This is a genomic window from Bradyrhizobium sp. (assembly GCF_052389815.1).
GTDB lineage: Bacteria > Pseudomonadota > Alphaproteobacteria > Rhizobiales > Xanthobacteraceae > Bradyrhizobium.
Window position 1 is genome coordinate 1 of record NZ_JBQTHN010000139.1, and the last position, 6,070, is coordinate 6,070.

General features: G+C 63.5%; 8 protein-coding genes. 3 read left to right on the forward strand and 5 right to left on the reverse strand.

Features of this window, described 5'->3' with window-relative positions:
* A partial coding sequence (locus tag ACT4OC_RS22100; RefSeq protein ID WP_444841163.1) for a replication-associated recombination protein A occupies positions 1-930 on the forward strand: 930 nt, incomplete at its 5' end.
* A 53-nt stretch (positions 931-983) separates the two neighbouring features.
* Here ACT4OC_RS22100 and ACT4OC_RS22105 read toward each other — a convergent pair.
* The 4 genes from ACT4OC_RS22105 to ACT4OC_RS22120 all read right to left on the reverse strand — a co-directional run bounded on the left by ACT4OC_RS22105 (position 984) and on the right by ACT4OC_RS22120 (position 3,275).
* A complete protein-coding gene (locus tag ACT4OC_RS22105; protein WP_444841164.1) occupies positions 984-1,460 on the reverse strand; it encodes a phasin family protein in 477 nt (158 codons plus the stop codon).
* Positions 1,438-2,175, reverse strand: coding sequence for a phasin family protein (locus ACT4OC_RS22110; protein WP_444841165.1), 738 nt, complete (start codon positions 2,173-2,175; stop codon positions 1,438-1,440). Before ACT4OC_RS22110 ends, ACT4OC_RS22105 begins: the two co-directional genes overlap by 23 nt.
* Complete coding sequence (locus tag ACT4OC_RS22115) at positions 2,087-2,806, reverse strand: AAA family ATPase (protein ID WP_444841166.1); 720 nt, start codon at positions 2,804-2,806, stop codon at positions 2,087-2,089. Before ACT4OC_RS22115 ends, ACT4OC_RS22110 begins: the two co-directional genes overlap by 89 nt.
* A 268-nt stretch (positions 2,807-3,074) precedes the next feature.
* Positions 3,075-3,275: a hypothetical protein gene (locus ACT4OC_RS22120; RefSeq protein WP_444841167.1), complete on the reverse strand. Its 201-nt coding sequence runs from the start codon at positions 3,273-3,275 to the stop codon at positions 3,075-3,077.
* A gap of 261 nt (positions 3,276-3,536) precedes the next feature.
* Here ACT4OC_RS22120 and ACT4OC_RS22125 point away from each other — a divergent pair, with 261 nt between their 5' ends.
* Both ACT4OC_RS22125 and ACT4OC_RS22130 read left to right on the forward strand, forming a co-directional pair.
* Positions 3,537-4,937 carry a selenium-binding protein SBP56-related protein gene (locus tag ACT4OC_RS22125; protein ID WP_444841168.1) on the forward strand — a complete coding sequence of 467 codons (1,401 nt, stop codon included), beginning with the start codon at positions 3,537-3,539 and terminating at the stop codon, positions 4,935-4,937.
* Positions 4,938-5,606, forward strand: a complete 669-nt coding sequence (locus tag ACT4OC_RS22130; RefSeq protein WP_444841169.1) for a hypothetical protein — start codon at positions 4,938-4,940, stop codon at positions 5,604-5,606.
* Between the two features lie 20 nt (positions 5,607-5,626).
* On the opposite strand, the gene ACT4OC_RS22135 is transcribed toward ACT4OC_RS22130, so the two are convergent.
* Positions 5,627-6,070: alpha/beta hydrolase family protein (locus ACT4OC_RS22135; protein ID WP_444841170.1), on the reverse strand; the 444-nt coding region annotated here is incomplete at its 5' end.

Below are 6,070 nucleotides of genomic sequence, written 5' to 3' on the forward strand. Positions count from 1 at the left end.
TTCCTGCCCGTGATGGAAGACGGCACGGTGGTGCTGGTCGGCGCCACCACGGAAAACCCGTCCTTCGAGCTCAACGCGGCGCTGCTGTCGCGCGCCCGCGTGCTGGTGTTTCACTCGCTGGATGCCGAGGCGATCGAAAAGCTGTTCGCCCATGCCGAAGCGGTCGAGGGCAGGAAGCTGCCGCTCGATGCCGAAGCGCGCGCCGCGCTCGCCCGCATGGCCGACGGCGACGGCCGCGCCGCACTGACGCTTGCCGAGGAAGTCTGGCGCTCCGCCCGCAAGGACGAGATATTCAACGCCGCGCAGTTGCAGGACATCCTGCAGCGACGCGCCCCGATCTACGACAAGTCCGCGGACGGCCATTACAACCTGATCTCGGCCCTGCACAAATCGGTACGCGGCTCCGATCCGGATGCGGCGCTGTATTATCTCGCCCGCATGCTCGACGCCGGCGAGGACCCGCTGTTCCTGGCGCGCCGCGTGGTCCGCATGGCCGTGGAGGACATCGGCCTTGCCGATCCGCAGGCGCTGGTGATCGCCAACGCCGCCAAGGACGCCTTCGATTTCCTTGGGTCTCCCGAGGGCGAACTCGCCATCGCGCAGGCCGTGGTCTATTGCGCCACCGCGCCGAAATCCAACGCGATGTATGCGGCGTTTGGCGCGGCGATGCGCACCGCCAAGGAAGCAGGCTCGCTGCTGCCGCCAAAGCACATCCTCAACTCGCCGACCAAGCTGATGAAGTCGGAAGGCTACGGTTCCGGATACGAATACGACCACGACGCGCCCGACGCCTTTTCCGGCCAGGACTATTTTCCGGAAGCGCTGGGCCGGCGGAGCTTCTACGATCCGCCCGAGCGCGGCTTCGAGCGCGAGATCAGGAAGCGGCTGGACTACTGGGCGAAGCTGCGGAGGGAGCGGGGCGGGGGCTAGGCAGCGCCCGCCCTGGCTCGGCGTTGGACGCGGGGGCGGTCGATCGTCTCAGCCTAACAGCCCGCAAGCCTTGACTTCTCCGAGATGGCGCGGATCGATGATGCGGCGCTCTTCACCACCTTGTCGGTGATCTTGGAGAGCTCCTGTGCTTGCACTGTCATGGTTTCGAGGTGCCTGCGCGTCTGATGGGCTGAAATCTCGGCGAACTCAGACGGCGACTTGGCGGTAGCAAGTTGCCTGGACGCATCGAGCCCGGCGCGCATGTTCGCCTGCATCATCTCGATCATTTGCATACGGAACTCGTTCGAGCTTCTGCTCGCAGCCATGAACGCCTGGTTGAAAGTCTCGCTGGCTTCCTCCAGCAGGTGGGACATTCTTTCATGCGTGTCTTTGACACGCGCAAACCCCTGCTCAACCAGGTCCGCCAGGGAATGCGCCGGTCCGTCCGTAGACGCCGCCGCGCAGGATTCACCGTCTGACCGCGAAATTTCTCTCGCAGCATCGGCTTCAAGCTTCGTCGTCGTGCTCATGTGGGGTCCTCTCGTGGTTCATCGTCATCGTCTCCGCAAACGATCGCAGCGCGCTCGCTTGCTTCAAGATCAACTCGAATTGCTTTCGCGCCTGCGTGCTCGATAGCTCGATGAATTCCGCGGACGATTTCGTACTGATCAATTGATGCGCATATTCCAGTGTTGCGCTCATGTTCGTTTTCATCAGATCGAATGCCTCGGTGCGATATTCGGTCGCCGCGTCCAGAGCCGGCGAGTTATTCTCCTCCTCGCGCTGCGCCGTCATCGACGCCGCATCGGTGGGCGTTCGCGAGTTGGCGAGACCTTTTGCATAGTCCAGCGCAGCATTCATGCTGGCCTTCATGCTGTCCAAAACACTGGCCTGATAGTCCTTGGCAATCCGGACCGCCATCTCGGTCGTGGCGTCGTTTCGACCGGAATCCTGGAACTTGCCTGCGTTCGATGCAGCCTCAGGGATGGAAACACGAACCGCTGCCGGTGCCTCCCCAGCGACGGACCGATCATCTGCCAGCGGACTACCAGCCAGGTGCCTGGCGGCACCTCCAACCTCCTCAACCGGCGAGATTTTCTCCGGGGAGGCGGCGGGCGAGGCGGCAGGCGTCTCCAACAGGTCGTCCTGGACGGCACTACTCACCGCCGCTGCCGTGAGTTCCACGAGCGAGCGGCGCGCACGCCGCGCGCCGCTGGAAATTGGCTTTGATCGCAGTTTGCTCATGATCGATGGATCCTCCAATGAGCTGTTTCGAGACCCAGCGCCACAGGGCGCGCATTTCCTCCGACGCTTTGCCATCAGGTTCAAATTCCGTCGCGGCCAAGCCCAACCCGAGCGCGTCCTGGTGGTCGTTGCGCTGCACGATGTAGGGAAGGGCAAGCACCCCGAGCGAACTGAGCGAAGCCGCGGCCTCGCTCAGCCGGCAGCCGCGTGGCGGCGTTTGATTGAGAACGAAGGCAAATCGGCGATTGAGCCTGCGAATGGCCATCAACGTGGGTATCGCCGCTTCGATATCGGCGGGGCTCGGGCGAGCCGGAATGAGACAAAGGTCAGCGTTAGCGATAGCGCTGGTGGCCAGGCTGTTGGTCGCGGCGGCGGTATCGATGATCACGAGCCAGAGTCCATCCGCCTCGATGCGATGTATCGTTTGCTCGATCTCGGCAGGGCCGGCGGCGCGATAAACGCGAGGATATGGATCGGCGCGCCGCTCCTTCCATTTCGATACCGTGCCCTGGGCATCTGCCTCGATCACCGCGACGCGCCGACCGTCTTCCATCGCGGCGACGGCAAGTCCGATGGAGAGCGTACTCTTGCCGCTCCCGCCCTTTTGCGTGGCCATAGCGATGACATGCATTCCCGAGTTCCCTCAATTCGGCAACGACACGCAACGCCAAATGCTGTTAGGAGAATCCACCTCCGCACCGGAAACTACTTCCAGGTAATGATCAGCGTCAAGCACAACCAATTTTTCCTGTTGAAGGATTTCGCTCGTTGCGAACGCGAAGCGTTCGCGCGGAGGGCAGCAGACGTTTTGCGATCTTCCCGAGCGAGGCTTCGCGTGCGAGATCAGGAAGCGGCTGCAGTACTGGGCTAAGCTGTGCCGGGAGCGGGGCGGGGGCGAGTTAAGACTCGCGGTCCTTTGCGCGCCGTCGCAATTCGGCGAAGGCACGGCCGGCGAAGCGGCCGAGCCTGGTCGCAGTGGAGCCGAGTTCGTCGGCATGATTGGCGCGGCCCGCCTCGAACGCGGCGAACCAGCGGCGGAAGCGGGCTAGTTCATCCGGCGGCAGCTTGACAACGGCTTCGGCGATTTCTTCGACCTTCATCGGCCAAGAATAGCACCTTTTGGTCCTGGGCGGAGCTGCGGCAGATTGGTCCGAATGCCCACCAGGAGGAAGGCATGTCAGCGCAGGATTTGGCACTCACGTGAATGGCACTCTCGCGGCAATGGGCGTAGAGTAAATTGCATCGTGCACATCCGAAGGAAATCAGAGGAGGACTACAGGAAATCCGCATTCAAGCCTTGTTGCCGATTCGGATGCCCGATCGCGTGTGGCGCAGAATGAAACAAACTGGGAGGCAGTACCATGAACATGAGGCCCGATCCCACGTTCTATGCATCGCCCAAGCTTGCAATGGAAGCTCCGCCCGAGAACTTTGCCTACACATTGCTGCTCAGTCCGGATTTCTCGAAACCGGACGCGCTGGCGGTGGTCGACGTCAAGAAGGGCTCGCCGACCTACAGCCAGATCGTCCACACCGTGACGATGCCGAACAAGGGCGACGAGTTTCATCATTTCGGCTGGAACGCCTGCTCGTCCGCCCTGTCTCCGCTCACCGGGCACGCCTTCGTCGAGCGGCGTTATCTCATCATCCCCGGGCTGCGTTCCTCCCGCATCTACGTCATCGATACCAAGCCCGATCCGACGAAGGCGAAGATCCACAAGATCATCGAGCCCGAGGAGGTGTTCAAGAAGACCGGCTACTCACGGCCTCACACCATCCACTGCGGCCCGGAAGGCATCTACGTCTCTACGCTCGGCGGTGGCGGCAAGGACGGCACCGACGGACCTCCGGGCGTCTTCATCATGGATTGCGAGACGTTCGAGGTGCTGGGGCGCTGGGAGCTCGATCGCGGCCCGCAGACCAGGCACTATGATTTCTGGTGGAACCTGCCGCGCGACTACATGGTGACGAGCGAGTGGGCGCTGCCGCCGCAGTTCGAGAACGGCATCGTTCCCGAGGACCTGCTGTCGAACCGCTACGGCCACTCCCTGCATTTCTGGGATTTGCGCGGCCGGCGCAACGTTCAGACCATCGATCTCGGCGCCAACCATCAGATGGCGCTCGAAGTGCGGCCCGCGCACGATCCCGTGCGCGAGTACGGCTTTGTCGGCGTCGTGGTCGACACCACCAACCTCGAAGGATCGATCTGGACCTGGTGGCGCGAAGGCGGGAAATTCCGCGCCGAGAAGACCGCAACCGTTCCGGCCGAGCCCGCGCCAAAGGAGAAGCTGCCGCCGCTGCTGCAGGGTTTCGGCGCCGTGCCGCCGCTGATCTCCGACATCGACCTGTCGATGGATGACCGCTTCCTCTACGTCTCCTGCTGGGGCACCGGCGAGATGCGGCAGTACGATGTGACCGACCCGCGCAAGCCGGAGCTCACCGGCTCGGTCCATATCGGCGGGATCGCGCGCCGCACGCCGCACCCCAACGGCAAGCCGTTCGGCGGCGGTCCGCAAATGGTCGAAATCAGCCGCGACGGCAAGCGGGTGTACTGGACCAACTCGCTGTATTCGACCTGGGACGACCAGTTCTATCCCGATGGCGTGCCGGGCGCCGAGGTCATGGCCAATGTCGGCGCGAACGGCGGCCTGGAGCTGGCGAAGGACTATTGGGTCGACTTCCCGCAAGGCTACCGGGCGCACCAGATCCGGCTCGAGGGCGGCGACTGCTCGACGGATTCCTTCTGCTATCCGTCGGCCTGAATGGCAGGGCAGGACGCCACGGCGGTCTGGTTGTGGGCGGCCATTGTCGCGAGCGGCCTCTACCACGGGATCAATCCCGGGATGGGGTGGCCGCTCGCGGTCGCTGCGGGAATGATGGGCAAGAGCGCGCGGGCACTGCTCGCTGCGCTCGTGCCGTTGTCGGCCGGTCATCTGCTGGCGATGCTGGTGATGCTCCTGCCGTTTGCGATGCTGCTGGCGCTTGTCCAGTGGGCGCCCCAGATCCAGTTTGCCGCCAGCCTGCTCGTGATCGCCTACGGCGCGCTGCGGCTGGTCTATCCGCGGCATCCGCGCGTGCTCGCGAGGATAAAGCCGGCGCAACTGGCGCTTTGGTCATTCGTGGTGGCCATTGCCCATGGCGCCGGCCTGATGCTCGTGCCGATCTACCTCGGCCTGTGCGAGAGCACCGGCCTCGACAGGGGACATGAAGCTGCCGCCATGCTCGTCGGCGCAAATCTCGGAATGGCGTTGATCGTCTCCGTCGTCCACTCGGTTGCCATGATCGCGGCCGGCGGAGGTGCAGCGTGGCTGGTCTACCGTTATCTCGGGCTGCAATATCTTTCGCGGAGCTGGTTCAACCTGGATACGATCTGGGCACTCAGTCTCATCCTGGTCGGGGCGATCGCGCTCGCTCTCGCTGGCCGGCATTGAGCGAAGCGGCGGGCCGCGCTCTATTTCCCCGCCTTCACGAACTCCAATACCTGATCCGTCAGCCGCGTATCCGCAGTGTTGATCGCATAGACCTCCGACATGTGGTTGTGCTGCGGCAGCATGTAGGTGCGGGCGCAGCTCCTCGCGCTCTTGCAAGTTGCCTGCTTCATCATGTCGTACTGCTCGATGAAGCGGAGCGGATCGAGCTCGGCGGCGGTGAACATCAGCGGCGTCTTGCTCTCCACGAGCCCCTTCAGCGACGACCGCTCGGCATAGCGCGACGGATCGGAGCCGAAATAGGCGATTTCGGGGTCGCCGAGCGGCAAGCTGGTGAGGTCATAGATGCCGGACACCATGATGGCGCCGGCGACTCCACCACCGTTCACCTTGTGCAGTTCCGGATGCGACACGTAGCTCGCCACATGCACGGCGCCCGCGGATTGCCCCATCAGGTAGATGCGCGC

Excerpts from the sequence above, each read along its gene's own strand:
- ACT4OC_RS22105 (WP_444841164.1), bottom strand. The coding sequence starts at position 1,460 with ATGAGCACGACGACGAAGCTTGAAGCCGATGCTGCGAGAGAAATTTCG.
- ACT4OC_RS22110 (WP_444841165.1), bottom strand. The coding sequence starts at position 2,175 with ATGAGCAAACTGCGATCAAAGCCAATTTCCAGCGGCGCGCGGCGTGCG.
- ACT4OC_RS22115 (WP_444841166.1), bottom strand. The coding sequence starts at position 2,806 with ATGCATGTCATCGCTATGGCCACGCAAAAGGGCGGGAGCGGCAAGAGT.
- ACT4OC_RS22120 (WP_444841167.1), bottom strand. The coding sequence starts at position 3,275 with ATGAAGGTCGAAGAAATCGCCGAAGCCGTTGTCAAGCTGCCGCCGGAT.
- ACT4OC_RS22125 (WP_444841168.1), top strand. The coding sequence starts at position 3,537 with ATGAACATGAGGCCCGATCCCACGTTCTATGCATCGCCCAAGCTTGCA.
- ACT4OC_RS22130 (WP_444841169.1), top strand. The coding sequence starts at position 4,938 with ATGGCAGGGCAGGACGCCACGGCGGTCTGGTTGTGGGCGGCCATTGTC.